Annotated in this window: 17 protein-coding genes and 1 riboswitch; of the genes, 6 read left to right on the top strand and 11 right to left on the bottom strand. The window is 36.7% G+C overall.

All coding sequences use genetic code 11. The features are described from left to right. Positions 1–75 precede the first annotated feature (75 nt). Complete coding sequence (locus tag RGU12_RS00240) at positions 76–1,617, top strand: LysM peptidoglycan-binding domain-containing protein (protein WP_309534265.1); 1,542 nt, start codon at positions 76–78, stop codon at positions 1,615–1,617. 192 nt (positions 1,618–1,809) lie between these two features. Beyond that, a complete protein-coding gene (locus RGU12_RS00235; RefSeq protein ID WP_309534264.1) occupies positions 1,810–2,022 on the top strand; it encodes a hypothetical protein in 213 nt (70 codons plus the stop codon). Between the two features lie 51 nt (positions 2,023–2,073). Here RGU12_RS00235 and RGU12_RS00230 read toward each other — a convergent pair whose 3' ends face one another. From RGU12_RS00230 to RGU12_RS00210, 5 genes are all read right to left on the bottom strand, one after another. Then, positions 2,074–2,397 (bottom strand): hypothetical protein, encoded by a 324-nt coding sequence (locus tag RGU12_RS00230; RefSeq protein WP_309534263.1) that lies wholly within the window; start codon positions 2,395–2,397, stop codon positions 2,074–2,076. A gap of 257 nt (positions 2,398–2,654) precedes the next feature. Continuing rightward, positions 2,655–4,250 carry a long-chain-fatty-acid--CoA ligase gene (locus tag RGU12_RS00225; protein ID WP_309534262.1) on the bottom strand — a complete coding sequence of 532 codons (1,596 nt, stop codon included), beginning with the start codon at positions 4,248–4,250 and terminating at the stop codon, positions 2,655–2,657. 111 nt (positions 4,251–4,361) lie between these two features. Next, a complete protein-coding gene (locus RGU12_RS00220) occupies positions 4,362–6,215 on the bottom strand; it encodes an NHL repeat-containing protein (RefSeq protein WP_309534261.1) in 1,854 nt (617 codons plus the stop codon). A 100-nt stretch (positions 6,216–6,315) separates the two neighbouring features. After that, positions 6,316–7,875 (bottom strand): sodium/solute symporter, encoded by a 1,560-nt coding sequence (locus RGU12_RS00215; RefSeq protein ID WP_396232331.1) that lies wholly within the window; start codon positions 7,873–7,875, stop codon positions 6,316–6,318. Further along, positions 7,875–8,243: a DUF485 domain-containing protein gene (locus tag RGU12_RS00210; protein ID WP_309534259.1), complete on the bottom strand. Its 369-nt coding sequence runs from the start codon at positions 8,241–8,243 to the stop codon at positions 7,875–7,877. Before RGU12_RS00210 ends, RGU12_RS00215 begins: the two co-directional genes overlap by 1 nt. 633 nt (positions 8,244–8,876) lie before the next feature. Here RGU12_RS00210 and RGU12_RS00205 point away from each other — a divergent pair. Next, positions 8,877–9,476 carry a TetR/AcrR family transcriptional regulator gene (locus RGU12_RS00205; RefSeq protein WP_309534258.1) on the top strand — a complete coding sequence of 200 codons (600 nt, stop codon included), beginning with the start codon at positions 8,877–8,879 and terminating at the stop codon, positions 9,474–9,476. Positions 9,477–10,382: 906 nt separating this feature from the next. Here RGU12_RS00205 and RGU12_RS00200 read toward each other — a convergent pair. Beyond that, entirely contained in the window at positions 10,383–10,739 is a 357-nt protein-coding gene (locus RGU12_RS00200) for a hypothetical protein (protein WP_309534257.1), read from the bottom strand. 365 nt (positions 10,740–11,104) lie between these two features. Between RGU12_RS00200 and RGU12_RS00195 the strand changes: the two genes are divergently transcribed. Then, entirely contained in the window at positions 11,105–11,821 is a 717-nt protein-coding gene (locus RGU12_RS00195) for a 3-ketoacyl-ACP reductase (protein WP_309534256.1), read from the top strand. 69 nt (positions 11,822–11,890) lie between these two features. On the opposite strand, the gene RGU12_RS00190 is transcribed toward RGU12_RS00195, so the two are convergent. From RGU12_RS00190 to RGU12_RS00170, 5 genes are all read right to left on the bottom strand, one after another. After that, the gene (locus RGU12_RS00190) at positions 11,891–13,570 is read right to left on the bottom strand and encodes a diguanylate cyclase domain-containing protein (RefSeq protein ID WP_309534255.1); all 1,680 of its coding nucleotides are present in this window, start codon (positions 13,568–13,570) and stop codon (positions 11,891–11,893) included. 54 nt (positions 13,571–13,624) lie between these two features. After that, positions 13,625–15,901, bottom strand: a complete 2,277-nt coding sequence (locus RGU12_RS00185) for an EAL domain-containing protein (RefSeq protein ID WP_309534254.1) — start codon at positions 15,899–15,901, stop codon at positions 13,625–13,627. A 168-nt stretch (positions 15,902–16,069) separates the two neighbouring features. After that, a riboswitch (cyclic di-GMP riboswitch) is annotated at positions 16,070–16,154 on the bottom strand. A 385-nt stretch (positions 16,155–16,539) separates the two neighbouring features. Beyond that, positions 16,540–17,808, bottom strand: a complete 1,269-nt coding sequence (locus RGU12_RS00180; RefSeq protein WP_309534253.1) for an erythromycin esterase family protein — start codon at positions 17,806–17,808, stop codon at positions 16,540–16,542. Between the two features lie 9 nt (positions 17,809–17,817). Continuing rightward, positions 17,818–18,195, bottom strand: a complete 378-nt coding sequence (locus tag RGU12_RS00175) for a hypothetical protein (protein ID WP_309536239.1) — start codon at positions 18,193–18,195, stop codon at positions 17,818–17,820. Between the two features lie 9 nt (positions 18,196–18,204). Beyond that, entirely contained in the window at positions 18,205–18,468 is a 264-nt protein-coding gene (locus RGU12_RS00170) for a DUF1292 domain-containing protein (protein ID WP_309534252.1), read from the bottom strand. A gap of 241 nt (positions 18,469–18,709) precedes the next feature. On the opposite strand from RGU12_RS00170, the gene RGU12_RS00165 reads away from it, so the two are divergent. Continuing rightward, positions 18,710–18,844, top strand: a complete 135-nt coding sequence (locus tag RGU12_RS00165; RefSeq protein WP_309534251.1) for a hypothetical protein — start codon at positions 18,710–18,712, stop codon at positions 18,842–18,844. An 18-nt stretch (positions 18,845–18,862) separates the two neighbouring features. After that, on the top strand, positions 18,863–19,012 hold the full coding sequence (locus RGU12_RS00160) for a hypothetical protein (protein ID WP_309534250.1): 150 nt from the start codon (positions 18,863–18,865) through the stop codon (positions 19,010–19,012). The last annotated feature ends 107 nt before the right edge of the window (positions 19,013–19,119 follow it).

Below are 19,119 nucleotides of genomic sequence, written 5' to 3'. Positions count from 1 at the left end.
TTATGAAAAGCAGACTATTTTCTTATTATTTGGTTTACGTTTTGGGGATAGTAAAGTAAATGGAGGGTGAATGACATGGAGACTTTTACTCATTATAAAATCAATGAAACAGAACATGGAATTGAAATAGTCTTATATATGAATGAAAACACAACAGAATTCTCTGCAGAATTAGGGTCGATTTCAAACGTTCAGGAGTCAAGCTTAAAAAATGAAGCAATTAGCTTTATAAAAAGAAAACTACCTTCTTTAAAAATTAAAACTGTGAAAGTGATGGCGGGAGGAATCTTGTTTTCCGTTCTAGGCATTGGTGCATTACCTGCAGATAAAGCATCTGCAGCAAAAAAGACAAGTACACCTTCACATACTGCCTCTTTATCTTATACGGTTTCCGCTGGTGATACACTGTATAGTATTGCACAACTGTATGGCACAACAGTGAATGCCATTAAAGAGGCCAATCATTTAACTTCAGATCTTTTACAAGTTGGGCAGACATTATCAATTCCTTCTGGCGGTATACCAATGGCAATCCCAACTCACAATACATATCAAGTTGTTTCCGGTGATACTTTATACAGTATTGCGCAGCGGCATGGCACTTCAGTTGATACCATCAAGAAGGTCAATCAACTGTCGACAGATGTATTAAGTATTGGGCAGACGTTGACTATTCCTTATGGTAATACTTCATCTCCTACTCAAGCGACTACAACCTATCAAGTTGTTTCGGGTGATACATTATACAGTATTGCGCAGCGGCATGGCACTTCAGTGGATGGTATCAAGAAGAATAATCAACTGACTTCCGATATATTAAGTATTGGACAGACTTTGACGATTCCTTCTGGTGTTGCATCATCTCCGCCTCAAGCTTCAACTACCACTTATCAAGTAGTTTCGGGGGATACGTTATACAGTATCGCGCAGCGGAATGGCACTTCAGTGGATGGTATAAAGAAGGCCAATCAACTGTCTTCCGATATATTAAGTATTGGACAGACTTTGACGATCCCTTCTGGCGGTACGGCCTCCCCAGCTCCAGCTGCTGAGGCTACTTATCAAGTTGCTCCTGGAGATACGTTATACAGTATCGCGAATCGAAATGGAACGTCAGTTGATGCGATTAAGAGAGCCAACAATTTATCATCAAATTTATTAGAGGTTGGTCAGGAATTAGCTATTCCTTCTAGTAGTTCGAAGGCTCCGGCTAAAAAGTCGATTGCTTCCAAACAACAGTCAGCCTATAACCAAGAAGATGTCGAGTGGTTAGCAAAAATGATATATAGTGAGGCAAGAGGTGAATCACTTCAAGGGCAAATTGCCGTTGGTGCAGTTATCATGAATCGGGTAAAAAGTCCTTTATTCCCTAATACCGTAAAAGATGTTTTGTTTGAAAAAAGCAATGGTTATTATCAATTTACACCAGCAGAAACCGGTGTCATCAATACGGCCACTCCCAATGCTCAACATATTGAAGCAGCCAAACGAGCTATAAGTGGAGAAGATCCAACAAATGGAGCATTATTTTTTTACAACCCTGATAAAACATCAAGCTCCTATCTAAGAAGCCGTACAGTCTCAACTACGATTGGGAACCATGTGTTTGCATTTTAAATAATACACCTATTACTCGTAGCTTATATCTAAACAATTTTTATGGGAGGATAAAGAAAATGACTAAAAACAATAACAACTCACAAAATAAGATTAAGTATAGTATTTGGGACACAAAGACTGATAAAAGTCATACAATAGCCACTTCTAATTCTTCTGAAACAGTAAAGAAAAAATGAAGAGTAGCACAACATGATAAAAGAGAACTATTTGAAGAAGGGAAGAACTACTTTGAACTTTAAAAGCAAATTACAGGAAGCCCAAGATATTATTCATCAAGCACATTTTCATCTAAAACAAGTTAATTCGAACAGTATCGAATCTGAGGCTTGTCATTTTGCCCAAAGTGAACTAGAAAAAGCGCAACAGATTATACAACAGATTCAACAACAAATACATAATTAGAAGATGAAGTAAAAAATGGCTGGAGAAAATGGATTCCAGCCATTTGATAAATTATTTATTCTTTTGTAGTTGATTTTGGGTTTCAAATTCAGGTTTAATTTCTTTAGCTATTTCTGTTGCAATATCGAAGTTCACATCAAAAGGATTTCTTCTTATTTTAGAGGAACTTTGAATTGAATTTGTTGCTTGCTGAAATCTCTTTTGAACTTCTTGATTGACTCGGTTATTTCTACTTCCAAATATACTAAGGATTGCTACTCCTAAAATAGAAATCCAAATCCACCCTCTATTGTTCTGTTTTCGTTTGAATAATTTCAATGATTTTTTACCACCCCACCTATTAAGTAAGGATGACAGTAGTTGCATATAGTTCATTTTGCTTCCCTCCTCACTATAGTGTGTGGACGAGACAAAAACATTATATGTGGTAATTTTTATGTTTTAGCTTGAGATTAAATTTTTTAAAATGGGATTACAAAAAGGGATCTATAACAAACTTAATTGAACTCATGCAAAAAGGTTCCAATCATAACTGGAACCTTTAACTGTACAAATTGTTTAATTAAAACTATTTAATTTTATGATCTTTAATCAACACACCTGTATTTCAACTAGGTGCCCCACTTACCTTCTTAGTTAATCATTTTGCTCATGTTTTTCCAAAATTCGTTTCGCAAATGTGCCTTTTGTATTTTTCCGGAACCTGTTTTAGGCAGCTCCTTTACAAAGCTGACTGATGTTGGTGCTTTATAGTGAGCGAGCCGTTCCCTTGCAAAAGTTATGATTTCCTCTTCTGTTACCTCTACTCCATCGCGTATAACCACAACGGCATGTGGGGTTTCTCCCCATTTTTCGTGAGGGATGGAGATTGCGGCTGCTTCCACTACCGCTGGATGTTCGTACAAAATATTTTCCACTTCAATGGACGATATATTTTCTCCACCACTGATAATAACATCTTTTTTCCTGTCTACAATTTCAATATTTCCGTCACTGTCGACGACTCCCATATCCCCGGTATGAAACCAGCCATTCCTGATGACCTCATTTGTCGCCTTTTCATTTTTCCAATAGCCTTCCATTACACCGTTGCTCCGGATGACAAGTTCTCCAATTTCCCGGCCGTTAGGTGCTACTTCTTCACCTTTTTCATTGAACACTTTCACTTCTGTTAAAAACATTTGATAGCCGGCTTTTGATTTCATCCGGTATTGTACTTCTTTTGGCTCATCCAAATGTTGGGCCCGGATAATGGATATTAGAGTCAGTGGGGACGTTTCGGTCATTCCATAAATCTGAATGAATTCCCACCCCATTTCATCCTCCACTTTTTCAACAAACGTAATAGGTGGTGCGGATCCACCAATAACAACCCTCACATTTTGATTTTGACTTAAATTTAGTTTATTTTGATCGTAATATTGCAATAGTGAATTCAGTACAGTAGGAGCCATGTGCATAATCGTCACGCCATGCTTTTGCAGCTTCTCAAAGATGATATTGGGACGGGTTTTTCTTAACATGACCTGAGTAGCGCCATTGCCTGTGTAATAAAATATCGAGCCCCAACCATTGACATGAAACATTGGCAACACATGAAGCAGCACATCCTGATCACTTACACGTAAATGATGCATTACTTGAAGGGCTTGAATGTAATTGTTTCGGTGAGTTAGCATAACGCCTTTCGGGTCTCCTGTTGTGCCGCTTGTGTAAAGTAGGCTGGCAATATCTCTTTCGTCCATTTCTGCACGTTCAAACGGCTTTGCCGGAAATTTGACCATCCACTTATCGTAATCAAAATCAGCTTCTTCAAGTTTAATGTTGCCTCCTCCGTGGACAATAATCTGCTCAACATTTAACTGATCTCTGACAGGGTCGATAAGATCGTACAATTCCCAGTCGACAAATAATACTTTCGTTTCGCTATGGTTTAAAATAAACAAATAATCATTTGGTTTTAACCGAATATTTAGTGGGACAGTAACGGCTCCCAATTGAAATGCTCCGTAGAATCCTTCCAGCATTTCCAACGTATTCGGTGCCAAGATAGCAACCCTGTCACCTTTTTCGATACCCAGTTCTTTCAGACCGTGGGAGAGCCTGTTTACTCTTTCATTCAGTTCAAAATAAGTGACTACCTTTTCGTCATCAATGACTGCCGTCTTATCTCTATATAGCTTAACGGCTCGATCTAAAAAATCTGTCAATAGTAACGGTACGTACATGTTAACTCCTCCAATGAATCTAGTTTTAGGATATATCAAACCATACTGAATCATCTGAAAATAACTCACATTTTTTAGCATAGGTAAGTGCTTGCGAAGCAATAGGGTGTTTTATGGTCTAAATTTAACAACTCGATTCAATAGCGTATCAGAAATATAAATGTCACCATTTACCCCTACAGCAATTCCTTGAGGAGAAAAGAAATTATGATCTTCTCCACCAAATTGCCCAATCGTATCTAAATATGTTCCGTCAGAACTAAACATTTGTACGCGATTATTTGATGAATCAGCGACATAAACATTATCATTTTGATCCACTGCAATGCCAACCGGGAGGAATAGATCTCCGTTTCCTTTACCCCAATTGTCTAACGGATCAATATGTGGGTTCCCACCATTCGTCCCCCACTTAGTAATAAATTTTCCTGATCGATCAAACTTTTGGATTCGACTATTGTATCTGTCGACAACGTAAAGATTATCATGAGAATCCACTGTAATAAATGTTGGCTGTCTAAACTGGCCATCTCCCAATCCTTCTGATCCCCAACTTCTTACAAAATAGCCAAAGGGATTAAACATTACGATTCGATTATTTCCGGTATCAGCGACATAATAATAGCCGTCGCTTGTTGTTGTTACACCCATAGGAAAGCTTAAATTATAATAACCAAAGTTAGATAACCATGAGCCGTTTTGACTAAATACTTGGATTCGAGAATTTCCTGTATCAGCAATGACGATCTCTTTATACTTCTTATTAAATGTTATCTGCTTTGGAGCGATAAACTGCCAATAGTTAATCCCGTAAGCTGAAGGACCACCATTTCCGTTGTTGCCGCCCCATTTACCTAAGAGGCTTCCATTATTATTAAATTTTTGCACACGATGGTTAAAGGTATCGGCAATATAAACGTGATCGTTATTGTCAACCGCAATTCCTACGGGCTCTGAAAACACGCCATCAGCGTTCCGTAAATTTCCTAAATAGGATTGAACAGAAGCATAGGTTGAATACCCTCTAAATTTAATTAATCGACTATTTCCTGTATCAGAAACGATAAAGTAACCATTTCCAAGCGGCAATACTTGAGAAGGGAAACTAGGTTCTAAATTATAAATACCTAAGTCTGTTGAATATTGATATTGGTGATTGCTATTATATTTCTTAATTTTATGATTTGTTGTATCAACAATATAGACATCTCCATTTGTATCTAAGTTGACTCCTCTAGGATAAAAAAATCGGCTTCCACTATCTCCACTCTGACCAGTTGCGCCAATTTGTCCAAGATAATTCCCATTTACGTCTAAAATTTGTACGCGATGGTTAAAAGTGTCGACAACATATACTTTATCACCATTTGTATCTTGTTTTATGGCGATTCCCTGAGGTAAGCGAAATTGGCCATTTGCCGTTCCTCGAATACCGTATTGATATAAATAGGTTCCATTTTGATCAAACACCTGAATACGATCATGAAATTCATCGGTAACATGATAGCGATTTTGACTATCAATGGCAATTTCTCTAGCTAGACCAAACTGTCCATTTTCTGAACCACGGGACCCCCAAGCCTTAATAAAATTGAAATTAGAATCAAACTTTTGGATTCGATTATTTCCCGTATCGCCAACTAAAATATTTCCATTATTGTCAATTTCTACACCAAATGGCGTATTAAATTCTCCGTTTGCGCTACCTAGCTTTCCGAACTTTTTAATGACTTTTCCGTCTTGATCCATCTTTACAATTCTATGATTACTCATATCAGCTACATAAATGTTTCCACTTGCGTCCTTCGCCATCGCTACGGGCGTATTAAAAATGACCCCCGTTCCTTCAGTAGCCTCTCCCCAAATGTCAACAACAGAATGAGCACTAACTGGTCCACTAAATAGTAAAAACACGATTAAAATGGAAGACAATATTTTTCCAAACCGTTTAGCGCTTTGATTCATCTTGTTTTCCCCCTAGTATTGAACATCACTCCTAATTACTAACAGCCGATACTTACAAATAATCCCGCTACTTAGGCTTGGCCCGAAATATCCATGCTGGCTACGCGACTTCTTCTTTTGCATGAACCTTCCGCATGAACGAGTTAACGTCTGCTGGCACTTTTCTATCTAGTTTTGATACGACATAAACGGATAAGAAGCCGATAGGAACAGTAATGATGCCAGGGACTCTAAATTGCAACGCTTCCGGTAGAACGGATGAGAAAAAGATCATGAACATGGAAGCCAAAAGACCCATCGTCAAGCCAGCGATAGCTCCTTTTTCAGTGATGCCCCGCCACCATATGCCAAGTATAAAAATGGGTGCAAAGGTGCTTGCCCCAACGGTAAAAGCAAGGGCAACAAGATGCCCAATCGACGCATTCTTGACCAATAAACCAAGAATTCCGTAAAACACTCCGAGAAATAAAATTGCCCATTTCCCAGCACGTACACGTTGTTTTTCTGTTAATTCTTTCTTTGAAAACTTTGCATACAAATCATGGGCGATCGCTCCCGAGCTGGCAATAAACAGTCCAGACAAGTTCGAGAAAATGGCAGCAAAAGCGCCTGCAATAACGAATCCTAGAAGCCATTGCCCTCCAAGCGCTGTCGCAATTGACGGAATCACCATGTTATCACCGCCGGTAAGTAAGTTCTTCATAACTTCCGGACTTGCATTCCCTTCTAAAAAGATTGCTCGGCCAACAACACCGAGGTACACGGCAAGCCCAAAGAATAAACTGGCGATGCCAATCGACATAACCGCAGACTTACGCGCAGATTTGGCATTTGGATTGGTGTAAAAACGCAATAAAATATGTGGCAACCCGATTACCCCCAGTGCGAGCCCAATTACCATGGAAACGCTGTGCCAAAAGTTAGGATTAAATGCACCGGATTTGTACCAGGTTTCTCCGTTAAAAACAATATCTTTTCCGTCTGCTGTAAAGGCTCCTGTATTTATGATGGTTCCGCTGAATTCACTGATAGTCAGCAAAATCTTCTGATAGTGAAAACCGCCATAAATGGCAGCCGCAACCATAACGATAAAAGCCCCCAATCGGATCCAAAGCTCCAATGCCTGATTTAATGTCGTTCCTTTCATTCCACCGACCCCGACATAGAAAATCATGACAACACTTGTAAAGATAATTCCAAATTCATAGGAAATCCCGAAAAACATGCTTAAAATAGATGCTGCTCCTAGCAACTGCGGTGCTGCATAGAAACCTGAAATAGCCAAAACAACAACTACTGCGATAATCCTGGCTCGTTTGCTGTGAAAGCGATACGCAACAAAATCGGCTACTGTATACGCTCCCAATCGTCGCAAGGGACCAGCAACAAATAGTGCCAAAAGTGTTAACCCGATTGAAAAGCTAAATGTATAAAAGGCACCGTCATATCCAATAGCAAAGGTGAGACCTGCTAACCCAAGAAATGTCGCAGCACTCAGATAGTCTCCAGCGATGGCTGAACCATTTGTAAACCATCCAAATACACGCCCACCAACGAAAAAGTCACTTGCACTATCATTTCTTTTTGAAAGATAGGTAATATAGACAATAGTTCCAAGGAGTAGAATGGTAAAAAGATATTTGGGGTCAAGTAATTGCATCATACAACAGTCTCCTTCTCTACTTTATTTCCGGCTGAAGGCGTGATAGTCTGAACTTTCTTTTCCCACCGCTCATAGAGCTTCGTGTGCACATAAGCAATGATAAAGGCCATGACCATGGCAAATATCGAAGTTAAAAACCAGCTGGCGGACATTCCGCCGAACAACTTTGAGAAAGCCCAATCCGGTTTAAACCAGTTCATCACCGGAACCGAAAAAATAAAGACAAAATAAATAATGGTCAATGATAACCCGGTTCGAAATTCGGACCTAACAATATACCTTGTTTCCCTATCCAGTTTTTGGAGCTTTTTGATGTCAATCGTTTCACACGGCTCATCTGTCATGACAAATTCTTTTTCTTTCAAATCAGCTTCCACTCCCTTTGTATTTTGTAACTGTGCCGGGATCACCCAGTCAAAACACGTATGTAGCCGGCTTTTTTCATTAATCTAAATCCCCAAACTTCTTTCACAGCACCTGGAACTCACTTTTTAAAAAAATTCATCAAAAATAACTTTTCCGTTGGAAAGTAATTGTAAAATCCCCCCTTGCGACACACCTGCCTTCAAAGTAATTTAAACGATGGTCCTGTCAAAAAAACCTTTTTCCACATAGCTCATCTGTTATATCCATTAATTTTTTCGTTTCTTCCCCCTTTCTTCGTTAACTAATTTGTCCTTTTTCCATTTGTGAAAAGTGAATCACTTTTCAATTTTTGATTATACTAAATTTTCCTAATATTTTCAACAAAGTTTTTTCCCTGAATCAGCGTCTCCATTTTCCCGACTTTCTGTAAGTACTTTCACATTTTTAAGTCTCCATTCCGACTATTTTTTAAACCTGCAAGGTCCTGAAAATAAGGAGATCTTAACTTTTGCTCCCAGTTACGATATGATTAAATCAGAAAACTTCCAAAATTGTTACTTCAAGTTTTCACATGATATGATCTCGTTTATCCATTCGGAGGATGGAATGTTTAACATAAAACTAAATATGAGGTGATTCACTTGTCACTTAAAACTGAAAAAACATTAACGAAAAAGGGGCTAAACACACGAAGAAAACTATTAAAGGCAGCTGAAAAGGTGTTTGGTACAAAGGGGTATTTTGAAGCGTCAATTGTCGATATTACCCAAGAAGCAAATGTTGCACAAGGGACTATCTATAAGTATTTTCCTTCGAAAAAGGCGATATATGATGAATTAGTTCAACAAATGAGTCGGGATCTACGCCTTTATATTAAACAGGCGATTGATAAATCGCCTTTAGTCGATGTGCATCGGAGAGGTTTTGAAGCGTTTTTTGAGTGGGTAAGCGAAAACCGAAACTTATACAGCATTGTTTTCCAGGCAGTTATTGTTGATAAGGATTTATATCGCTGGTACTATGAGAAATTAGCATCTGGTTATATTAGAGTTTTAAAAGAAGCTGATAAAACTGGTGAATTTAAGTCACTAAATCACGAAGCGTTGGCTTATAATCTAATGGGCATCGGTCAGTTTATCGGGATGAGATGGATTTATTGGGAAGGCGAAGAAGTCCCTAAGGAAGTGTTAGATGAAGCAATGGAGATGGTCTTACACGGAATTTTGAAGTAGGAAAATCAAAATTTAGAGCGCCTTCTTATTATTGGATGCTTTGAGTATACAAGATTTTTCAGACTCCAAAACGATCAATGATCATCTTGTTTGTAATGCCTGAAGAAATATTTCATCTGAAGCATAAAAATACGTGGGTAACCCGACTGCCTTGCGTCTCCGCCTTGTAGCTGTTTCCTTGCCTTTTTAAAAGTTTGCCATTAACGATATAATAATATATTTCTTTAGTATTTTCCTATAATAATGGCACTACTTCAAAGGTAGTCTAAATTTGGTTAGGAAGTTTCCGAAAGAACTGAAGTAAAAATCCTCGTATCTCTTTCATTGTATGTATTTTATAGATATCTATTAGCCCCATTCTATGGGGCTTATTCATGTTTTCTTTCCTAGATTCCATTAATTATCTCCGATAGACATAGTTGCAAATAACAAGGATTATTCTTGTAAAAGCATCGAAAAGTAATCATGACGAATTTGCTCAAAGTAAAACATTAGGTATGTAGATAAACTAAGTAATACTTTTTGTAGGTTTGTTATGCCTTCCGTTTTCGTTTTTTTCATTTATTTTTGAAAAAATATGAATGAATAAGTAATGCGACGATACTTTCTGGTTGATTTCCTTGTACGTCGATTACATGCACATTACTAAAAATATGGTTTCGCTTCATTATACCGATTATCTCTTCATCAAGGGTTAATGTTATGTTTGATGTGATCGTCGTTGCAGAAGATATATACGTTTTGTCATGAAAACTAAACTGAATGGCTTCTTTTAATTTAGTAGTATTTTTAAAATTAATTTGTGTACTCGCTTTACCAATTTGTTCTCCGTTTTTATATATCTTCCACTGATCTTGCTGGGAGAACCATTTATCACGAAACCAATGTACAGTATAAATTTCATGTTCAATTTGAATTTTCTAAACATAAGTACCAGCTAAAACCAAAAATATCACTTAAAGCATATTCCCATTTGTGTGGAAAATAACGTTTTACATACCCTCTTTTCTCTTTCCCTTTAAAAAGTGGTTTTTTAATCAATAATGACTTTTGTGCATTATAAAATGACCATTCGTCAATATCTTTAGGTTGAAAAGAACGCTCATTATCTGCGAGTCGTTTACTTATCAAAAAAATAACAAGTGATGCGACAGGAAGTAGAAAAATCATTGCAAACATTAGTGGTTCAAATGCATCAAACACTATATAACGAGCAAGTGCTGTTAGTAACAACAAAACAAATAGTAACATTAGTTCAATCATTTTTTCACCTCTATTCATTTACGATTATACTCTATAATAGTTTCATATTTTTTTATTGATGCTATCTATCTCCAAGTAATGGGTCAGACGAAATAAGGCTCCCCATCTTTATTAAATATTTTTTTGGGTACCTCCGCACACAATAGCGCATTCTTCACATTTTTTAAAACCATATGTAGAATGAAGGTAGTCTTAAAGAAGACAAATCATAATTATTTTTGGCGAAAACATTTTTTGAAAAAAACGGTATTAATCATACACTAGAACAATTGGTCCTACTGACCTTACTTAAATATTAATTGGTCTAGTTTAATACACGTTGTTTCGTCTAAAATAAAACTATCTCATCTAAAGGAGCGAAAAACATGCAAACCATCGCAGGAAAAGTGGCATTAATTACAGGAGCAGGCCGTGGAATTGGACGAGCAACAGCAATCGCTTTTGCACAAGAAGGTATTCACGTAGGTCTTGTGGGTCGTACGCTTGAAAACGTACAAAAAGTAGCAGAAGACCTTAAACAATATGATGTGAAGGTAGCATTCGCTGCAGCAAATGTAGCGGATTTAGATTCGATTACACAAGCGGTTGAATCCATTCGTGGAGAACTTGGTGCAATCGATATTTTAGTAAACAATGCCGGCATTTCAAAATTCGGTAGCTTCATGGACTTAACCCCTGAAGAATGGACCAATATCATCGATGTCAATGTAAAAGGTGTGTACTACACAACCCGTGCAGTTTTACCAGAAATGTTAGAACGCAACACTGGGGACATTATTAATATTTCATCAACAGCTGGGCAAAAAGGTGCACCCGTTACAAGTGCATACTCGGCTTCAAAGGCTGCTGTTATCGGACTAAGTGAGTCCTTAATGCTTGAAGTGCGCAAGAAAAATATTCGGGTCACAACGTTAACACCAAGTACGGTTGCTACCGATATGGCGGTTGAGCTAAATTTAACAGACGGCAATCCAGAAAAAGTGATGCAACCAGAAGATTTAGCAGAATTAATGGTTGCTCAACTAAAGCTTCATCCACGTGTTGTGTTAAAACACGCAGGACTTTGGTCGACAAATCCTTAATCATTCCAACAAAAAACCTAAACACAAATTTGCGTTTAGGTTTTTTCGTTCAGGGATAGTACCCTGTACCTATGTCCCCATCGTTTTTATTTTATAGGTGTCTCTCCCCGCTTCTTTTGCTTCATATAGAGCAATGTCAGCCGTTTTTAATATGGAGGAAATGGAGATTTCATCTTTAGATACGATTCCAATCCCAATGCTTGTTGTTAAATAGAACGTCTTATCACCGATGGACCAAGGTTCATGTATAGCCTTCTGAATATTTTCAAGTATATTCCCTATTTCGTCTTCATGGGTATCAGGTAAGACAATGACAAATTCATCGCCACCCAGACGTGCAATAAAATCGATATTCCTCAGATTTTTTCTGATTCTATTCCCAAATTCAATGATGACAGCATCTCCAGCATCATGTCCCATTTCATCATTTATTGTTTTAAAATAATCAAGATCCATCATTCCAACGACAAGTCCATTTATCTTGTTATTTACGAAATCATCTACTGATTTTCTTAAGAAATCTTTTAAATACCTTCGATTTGGCAAATTCGTCATCGAATCATGGAATGCAAGATGCTTCAGTTCTGATTCATAATCCATTTGTGATTGAATATCACTAGATACACAAACTGTATAAATGAATTCATTATCTTCATTAAAAACAGGAGTTGCCTTCATATCAAACCACATCCACCCGTTAACCGCATGCTTTTTTCTGATATGAATTCTTCCAGACTTGTCCATATGAATCGCATGTAAAATCGTTTCCTCTAAAAGAGATTTATCTTCAGAATGAATATTATAAGTAAAATGTTTACCTATTAATTCCTCTTGCTCATAGCCTAATATATGTTTATGAGACGGTGAAGCATCAACGATGAATCCGTGTGGATCCAGAATTGTGATCAAGTCTTGTGATTTTTCGGTAATAATCTTAAGACGTTGTTTTGTATCCATATATTTTCGTGTGATGTGGATGAGGTTTGTGATATCCTTCATCATGGAAAAAATCCCAACGACTTGGTTATTTACAATAATCGGGGTGAATTTCACAACAAGCTCGATTTGCTCTCCCGTTTTCTTGTTCATGATTAATGAAAAATCTAATAGCTCACCTTCTATAGCTTTCTTAAAGTTCGCTTGCAATAACTCAACATTTTTCCGATCGAATAAAGCAGATAAATCAGAAAATGCAATCTCATCCATGCTATAACCGGTTAGGGCTTCAACCTTATTATTGCCTTCTATGATGTCACCATCGATATTAAATGTGATAATCGCATCCGAATTATTCTTATAAAGGGAACTGTACTTCTGATTGCTCTCATTTACCTTTTTCCAATATTCCCGTAGTTCGAATTCTCCCCACTTCTTCTCTGTTATATCATGAACATGTGCAATAACATGGGTACATTGATTAGTAACCCTATCTAGTAGTGGAGTTACGGTCGTTTCGGAATAATACTTCTCCCCAAGTAACGAGTTATATGAATCTGTATATTTTATACTTTCCGTCTTTGAAACGGCTAGTCTATATTGTTCATTAAGGAAATCCGCTCTTTCTTTCGGATAAACTTCAGAGATGGATTTTCCAATTATTTCTTCATTTAAACCTGTTTTCTCCATGGCTATATGATTCAGGCATTCATAATAGAACTCTGTATCATCCCCGACTTTTAGAATAAACAATGGTTCTTTAATACCTTCCATTATGACTCGATGTAAAAATTGATTTTGTAGTTCCTGCATTCGTCATCTCCATTTTGTTGGTATCGTTTGTTCATTTTCGCAAATTCAACATGGTTAGCGCCTTTGTATTTTTGAAAGATAGCTACTCGGATTTTCGTCAATAAAATCCCCATCATTAAACAGTGGATTTTGCTTCATTTGTAATGAGACTTTATTTAAAATTGATGCAAATTCATCTCGATCAGATTCTTCCATTTGAAACTCTACACCATATTCAAATATGTCTTGTTCTTTCTCATTATACCGAACGATCGTTCCGTTAAAAATCATTTCTTTATCTAAAAGGGTGGTCCTAAAGTTATACAAAATATCGGTATGTGGCTTAAGTTTTAAATGGCTTACAAACCGTAACCCACCCAATCCAATGTCTAAAACCATCACATCCGTTGTTCCAAGGGTAACAGCCTTTCCGTTAAAGGATACGATTGTCATTTCGGTATGTAACGGAAAGAAAGGAAAACTGACTCGATAATATTTACGACGATTCATTGGAGCCCCGGACTTACTGCTCGCAGGCTCTATCTGATCCATTTTAAAAAGTTCAGTCATCCTTTTCGAAGAAACCGATTTGCTGTAATAGTACCCCTGGATTAAGTCACATCCCAATGATTGCAGGATACTAAATTGTTCCTCATTTTCTACCCCTTCTGCTACGACCGTTTTATTTAATCCTTTTGTAAGCTCAATAATCGATTTTACGATTATTTTATCCTCTACATTTTTATGAATGTGTTGAATAAAGGAACGATCGATTTTTATGATATCAGAAGGAAGTTTCTTCAAATAATGGATGGACGAATATCCCGTCCCGAAATCATCCAACGATAGTGAAATGCCCATCGCTTTTATTTGCTCAATTTGATCCTGAACAACACTTGTTTCTTGTAACAAGGTACCTTCCGTGAGCTCAATTTCCAGATGCTTTGGATTGATCTGATACCTATTAATTGTCGTTTCTAATATACTAATTAAGGAGCTTTTTAAAAAGTCCTTAGCTGATAAATTAAATGAAACCGTGTTAAATTGAATACCTTGTTCTTCCCATTGGCCCACTTGCCTACATACCGTATCGATGACAAACTCTGAGATTTCACGGTGAAAATTACTTTCTTCTGCAATCGTGATAAATTCCAATGGTGAAACTTCTCCCCATAGTGGGTGTTTCCAACGGATTAGTGCCTCTGCACTTGTTGCTTTTTGCGACTTCACATCCACTTTTGGCTGGTATTCGATATACAATTCACCATTCTTAATGGCACTCTGTAAATCTGTCTCTAATTGAAAGGTTTTAAAGGATTCAATATTCATATTTGCAGCATATAATTGATAGTTTGCTACACCATGCTTTTTTGCCCGTTTTAATGCAGTGTTTGCATTTTTTATAAGTTCAACCTTATTTTCTCCGTCATCCGGATAAACACTAATTCCAATGCTAGCCGTGATTCGAATTGAATAATCCTGAATTTGGAGTGGAGCTTGAATAATATCAATAATCTCTTTCGCATGACTCATATACTCTTCATTCTTCATGGAGCATTCTACAACAGCGTACCATTCATCTCCTTGAGAACGGAAAAGGAAAACTCCTTTATTTAGGTATTTTTCAAGTTTAATGGATAATTGCTTAAACGCTTCGTCCGCTATTTTAAATCCTAATGTATTATTAATGCGGCTAAACCCGTCTAAATTCACACAAAACAAAGCAAATCTTTCTCTTGTAGTTTTATAGCTTTCGATGACCTCTTGTATATGTTCACTTCCGTTTAAAAAGTTTGGAAGATTCGTCAGTTCGTCGTGAGTGGTGATAAAATTTATTTTCTGTTCTAGATGTAAAGCATTGGTGCAATCTTCTATTACTCCAACAATTTTTCCGATATTCCCCATCTCATCTTTAACGGCAACTGTGGTTTCATTTATCCATTTAACAGCACCACTTGGGGTTATAATCCGATAAGTATGTGAATTTTTACCTTCATTGGTTAATCTCGCATAAATTGCTGAAAAATCGATAGTGCCCCCTTTATACCAAAGTGATTTCCAATACTCGATTGTTAATTTCTCTTTGGAAATTTCCAAAATTTCTTCAATTTTTCTAGAAACATAGATTATTTCTTTGTTTTTAAGATCAATAGTAAATAAGGCCAAACCTAAGTGGTTCGATATTAACCGATAATAATCGAGCTTTTCACTATTATTAAATGTGGTTGCGATGTCCTCTACAAATGTTTCCATATTACTACTTGAAAGACTCTCAAAATAAGCATCAATACCCTTTTTTCTCTTTAAATCAACCTCATGGTGTTTTTTTCGGAGTCGATCTAATAATTTCATTCTTTTCCTCCCCCAGGAAAATCTAGTGATGTATGTTATATCTATTTTCATTAGTTTCAGTCTTTACTCAGCGCGAAGCTGTTCTATACATTTAGATTTAATTAAATTGCCAGTAAATAAAAAAAGAAACTTCACCGAAAAACGGGAGTTTCCTTTTCTCTCCATCATTTCGGTAACCCGACTACCATAGCATGATTGCGTTAGGCTCGTGGCTTTGCGTCCCTATCTTTTGATAAGTTTGCTTTTATCGATGTAATGCTTATTAACTATATGTATTACTTTAGTACTAACTTATAATAGTAGAAAAAGATTTTATATTCAACAGCTTTTTACAAAATACCAATTAAATGCAAAATTACGCTCTCCCCTTTTTAAGAATACCCAAAATAATTCCCAGTATCTGTGCTCTTATCACAGTTTTTTGATGATTTGTGAAAGTGTTTAGGGGCAGGTCAGTGGGTAAGATGAGCCGAATAAGAGCCTGCCCCTAGTATTTAAGGCTTCCAACAATACTAGGTGTCAGGCATGGAAGAATTTTCGGTAACTTTAGCTTACTTTGATCGAATTTGATTGTATTCCATCTAAATTGTATACCTTTTTTCAATCATCCCATCAGTATTGATATCGCGTTGAAAAAGTTAAATCAACACACCCCTTACTTCAAGTGGAGTTAAAGCATTTGTGTGATTTACAAATATAAATGCATCATAACGTTCAGAAATGACAGACGGAACATAGTTTCCATAATGTTCATATTGTGGGTGATAGATAACGCCAATCGCACGATGGCCAATTGAGTTAGCAAATAAATGTCTGTTTTTATCAGTAAAAAGTAGGAGTTTATCATAATTCCCCGCTTTATATAGTAGATCTTCCCAACTTCCTGTAGTTGCGGGAGGTGTCTTCATTTTTTCAAAGTTTTCACCCCACTCACTAGCTGCGATAACCGTACCATGATGTGTACCGAAACCTACAATATACACATTTTCAGAACCTGCTTGCTCCCTCAAGAGTTGTCCGACATTTACAATTCCTTCATTCGCCATATCTGTAGCACGTGCATCCCCAACATGTGTGTTGTGCTCCCAGATGATTCCTTTGGATTGATGGTTATAAAAGGAATCTATTTTATGGATGACCTCAACCATGTGGCGGTCTCTGATATTCCATGATTCATTATCATTCGTTATCATTGTTGTATAGTAGTTTTCAGCATTAGCAGCGATAAGTGCGTTTACCTCTACGTTTAAACTACTTTCCTCTGAATCATGGTATATATGTTTGTTAACACTTATCCCCGTTAGGAGTTTTGTGACTTCTTCATGACAGCCTTCGGAATAAAACGCAGACGACAATGCATACTTTTCTGCTTCACGATTAAAGGGTTCAAAACAAGCAAACGCTTGTCTCGCGACCTCGAGATCTGGTGAGTTGCGTTTTTCCAAATACTTTATAATTTCATCCATGGATTCCCATAAACTATAGATATCAATCCCATAAAAGCCAACCATTTTTTCACTCGGTTTTCCTTGATTATATTCTTTTAACCATTCGATCAGGTCAATGATTTCTTCATTTGCCCACATCCACGTTGGCCAACGTTTAAATTGCATAAGGACATCACGGGCATTGTTGTATTTAGATGAATACCCTTTAATATAACGATTCACCTCTTGGCATGCAGGCCAATCACCTTCCACAGCGATAAAGGTAAAATCTTTTTCAACAATTAATTTTTTAGTAAGTTCTTTGCGATTTTTATAGAATTCAGACGTTCCATGTGAGGATTCCCCCAACAAAATGTATTTCTCATTTTTAATAGAAATAACAAGTTGTTCTAGGTCCTCCTTAGGATTTCTAATTGGAATAGAATGTTGTTGTATCGCTTGTATCATTTTATCAACCATATGAACTCCTCAGTTCTTATATTCTGCATTATACGAATTCTCACCCGAATGAACAGAAAGAAGAGTATCCGCATATCCAACCAATCGGTTTACAAGCTCATCAGCAATCGCATAAACAAGGTGATGAAGTGACGAATGATGTAAAGCAGGGTCATCAAATATGATGGTTGTATTTATGAATATTTCCTTTGTATCAAATAGGTTATAATGAATAATCACCTTTCCAGCCGCACCTCCGGTAATCGGATCTTGATAGCTCGGCAAAAAAACATACCATTCCTCTGCAGAAGGAGATCGAAAATTTTTGGTAAAGGTCAAACCTGCAATTTCTTCCTTTATTTGTTTCCTCATTTGAGGATCGATAACGTCAACAATCTTTTTTTCCATCATGATATCTTACTCCGCTGGATTAGCATCAACAGCTATTTCATACGCATCTAGTACCATTTCACGTTCGGAGGAATCGTTAATTCCTGTTAAAAACTGACCATCCTCTGTATTCTCCACTTGCATGACAAATGTGTAGTTTTGATCCTGTTCAGAGCGTAACAATGCATATGTTTTGTCCTTCATATCAAATAAGGCTTCAATCGAAAACTCTTTTTCAACCCCATTTTCATCCAAAACAACAATTTTATCCCGATACACATCACTGTTCATGAACACACCTCCTGTAATCAGCATTCATATCTTTTCCTAAACGATAGAAATTAGTTAAAAACCCTTTATTGATTAAGATATTTTTTACGAAAAGAAAAAAAGTAAGGTAATTTTAGATAATCTTTTTTGAACATGACATTTTCAATAAAATGATCTTCGTCATGGGAATAAAAATAGCTTTAAACTCACATTGTAAAATTGAATCATTAAAAACATCATTCAATCATTCTAGGAGGACCAAATGAAAAATAAACGACAAAAGAATAATAAATACCTTACCAAAACCTACTCATCAAATCCCGCTCCCCATTTTGATTTGCCTAATCAAGAAATAGGTATTAAAACACTATATCTAAATGAGAAAGGTAAGGAATAGACGGAAGGAGGAGCCTAAATGAAGTACATAAAAATAAACACAGCAAAAGGAATTAAGGCAAACCAAGAGTTTGTTGAGTTCAAACAGATTCAGCTAGAAGAAGATACTTCAACAGAAAGTCAAATTGTAAGAGATTATGATAGAGCATGGGAAGATGACCGCATTTAAAAGCCTTTTTTTAGTTATTTCGTTTCAAAAAAACTTAAAATAAAAAAACAACTCTTATTCGTTTAAGGGTTGTTTTTTTAAATATTGGCTTTTAATGTAGTTTTTGT

Origin of the sequence: Ferdinandcohnia sp. QZ13 (genome assembly GCF_031324165.1) — a bacterium.
In the GTDB taxonomy this organism is placed as follows: Bacteria; Bacillota; Bacilli; order Bacillales; family Bacillaceae_L; genus Ferdinandcohnia.
Note: the sequence above shows the minus strand (reverse complement) of the source record. Positions and strands in the feature narration are given on the sequence as shown.